Origin of the sequence: Streptomyces sp. MB09-02B, assembly GCF_033794485.1 — a bacterium.
GTDB lineage: Bacteria > Actinomycetota > Actinomycetes > Streptomycetales > Streptomycetaceae > Streptomyces.
In genome coordinates this window covers 1-2,492 of record NZ_JARGEE010000727.1, presented here as the reverse complement: position 1 = coordinate 2,492, position 2,492 = coordinate 1, and the positions used below count along the sequence as shown (strand labels likewise).

General features: G+C 71.9%; 2 protein-coding genes. Both read right to left on the bottom strand.

The window, feature by feature from the left end:
* Positions 1-67: 67 nt before the first annotated feature.
* Complete coding sequence (locus P1P70_RS43370) at positions 68-1,111, bottom strand: P1 family peptidase (RefSeq protein WP_319247828.1); 1,044 nt, start codon at positions 1,109-1,111, stop codon at positions 68-70.
* Entirely contained in the window at positions 1,101-2,393 is a 1,293-nt protein-coding gene (locus tag P1P70_RS43365) for a low temperature requirement protein A (RefSeq protein WP_319247825.1), read from the bottom strand. Before P1P70_RS43365 ends, P1P70_RS43370 begins: the two co-directional genes overlap by 11 nt.
* Between the last annotated feature and the right edge of the window lie 99 nt (positions 2,394-2,492).

The following is a 2,492-nucleotide window of genomic DNA, read 5'->3' as shown; positions in this document are numbered from 1 at the left end:
TCCCTCCCCTCGCGTCTTGGTGGCCCCGCAACAGGGTCGTCGATCGCCCCTGGCTTCTCCTCGCCCCTCAACGCCTCCCGTACAACTCCCCGTACAACTCCCCGTACGACGGCCACACTCCGCCCGGGCCGGCCACCGGCTCGGCTGCTCGTACCGCCCGTACGATCGCGCGGCTCACCAAGTCCGCTCCCGCCGCGAGGAGTTCGTTCAGGGCGAGAGGGCCGGCCTGGGGCGGCAGTGGTCGTGTACCCGTCGCCAGGGTGAACACCGTGTCCCCGTCGTTGAGCAGATGCACGGGACGTACGGCGCGGGCTATGCCGTCGTGTGCCGTGCCGGCCAGCTTCTGGGCCTGGGCGCGGGTCAGGTCGGCGTCGGTGGCGACCACGGCCAGCGTGGTGTTCATCGGGGGCGGGGCACTCTTCGCGGCGGCCTCGGCCAGACGGCGACGCGCCCTCTCGTGCACCTCCGGCGCCGGATACGCCGCCCGCCCCTGGAACAACTCCCCGTACAGCGCCCCCGTCTCCGGGTCCGTCACCGATCCCGCCGCGTTGGCCACCACCAGCGCGGCCACCGTGATCCCTGACTCCAGCACGGTGCTCGCGCTGCCGACGCCGCCCTTGAGCAGCCCGACCGTCGCCCCCGTCCCGGCCCCCACACATCCCTCCGCCACCGGGGCCCCGGGCCCGCTCTCGTCCGCCGCCTCGACCGCGGCCCGGCCGACGGCGGCATCCGGTCTCGCCCTGAAGTCGCCGCCCCGGCCCAGGTCGAAGACACAGGCAGCCGGCACGACCGGCACCACGTGCACCGGGTCGGGGCCGACCCGCACCCCCCGCCCGCGCTCCTCCAGCCAGGCCATCACGCCCGACGCGGAGTCCAGCCCGTACGCGCTGCCGCCTGTCAGCACCACCGCCTCGACCTTCTGCACCAGGTTGCGCGGATCGAGCGCGTCCGTCTCCTTGGTGCCGGGCCCGCCGCCGCGCACATCCACGGCCGCGACCGCGCCGCCCTCTGGAGCCAGTACGACCGTGGTGCCGGTCAGCCAGCCCCCGCCGATCCGGGTGGCATGCCCGACCCGCAGGCCCGGCACATCGGTCAACGCGTCAACTGTCATGACTGTCCCGGGTGTTGTCGTTCTGCGCCTGCTCCCCTGACGCGTGGGGGTGAGGGTGGGAGTGGTTGTGCGGGGCGCCGTGGCCGCGGGCGGTGAGTGTCACCCCGACCGCGACCGTCACGGCTGCCACCACACCCGCCGCCGGCACTGCCCAGTGCCCGAGGAAGGTGCACGACACCACGGCCAGCGCGGCGAGCGGCAACACCGTCTGCTGCGCTGTGCCCACCTTGTAGTGGCGGGCGTGCAGCGCCCACACGGAGATCAGGTAAAGCGCCGTCGGCAGCGTCACCGCCGCGGACGCGGCCAGGGTGGATATGTGTGCCTTGTGCACCGTCTCTTCCACCGCGACCTCCAGACCGGCCCCGATCGCGGCGGCCGACGCGAAGATCAGGTAGTGGCCGTACCCCCACAGGAAGCTCTCCTTGCTGGAGCGCAGATGACCGTGGATGGGGACGGCGAAGTAGATCCACCACGCCGAGAAGACGATCAGCAGCCCGCCCACCGCGATCGGCAGCAGTTCCCCCAGCGCGTCGTTCTCGTCGGCCGCCGACTTCACCGCGACCGTGGCCGCCAGGATCGTCTCGCCCAGCACGATGATGGTGAACAGGCCGTACCGCTCCGCGATGTGATGCGGATGCCAGGACGTCTGGAAGCCTCTCTCCGCGTACAGCGGGACGGACAGCTCGGCGATCGCCATCGCCAGGAACAGCCACGGCCTGGCCGGCTCCGGCAGGACCACCAGCCCCAGCCAGCCGATCTGGCACAGCGCCACACCACCCGCGTACCGCAGGGCCGTGACCCGTTCCGCGTCCGTCGCGGTCCGCGCGGCTCTCAGCCACTGCGCGGTCATAGCCAGCCGCATGATCACGTAGCCGAGCACGACCAGGGACCAGTCGTGGTCCTCGAAGGCCCGGCCGACCCCGGCGGCGAGCACCAGCACACCCGCGATCTGGACGAGCGTCACCAGTCGGTAGGGCACGTCGTCGTTGTCGTACGCCGACGCGAACCAGGTGAAGTTCATCCAGGCCCACCAGATGGCGAAGAAGACCATCGCGTAGTTCAGGATGCCCTCGCCGGCGTGTGCCTCCGCGACGGAGTGGACCAGTTGGACGCCCGCCTGGGCGACGGCCACGACGAAGCACAGGTCGAAGAAGAGCTCCAGCGGTGAGGCGACCCGGTGCTCCTCGCGACTCCGGGCGACCAGCCTGCGCACCGGCGCCCTTCCGGCGCCGGAGGAGGGGACAGGTGCCGAGGGAGGCGGGGGTGTGGACCTGGGCGTCATGGGGCCAAGCACACCAGAAAAACCGGTGGACTTCTCGCTCAGGTGTTCACAAGTACCGGGGTGGACCGACGGTGTGCGCGGACGGGCCCGGGGCGGGAG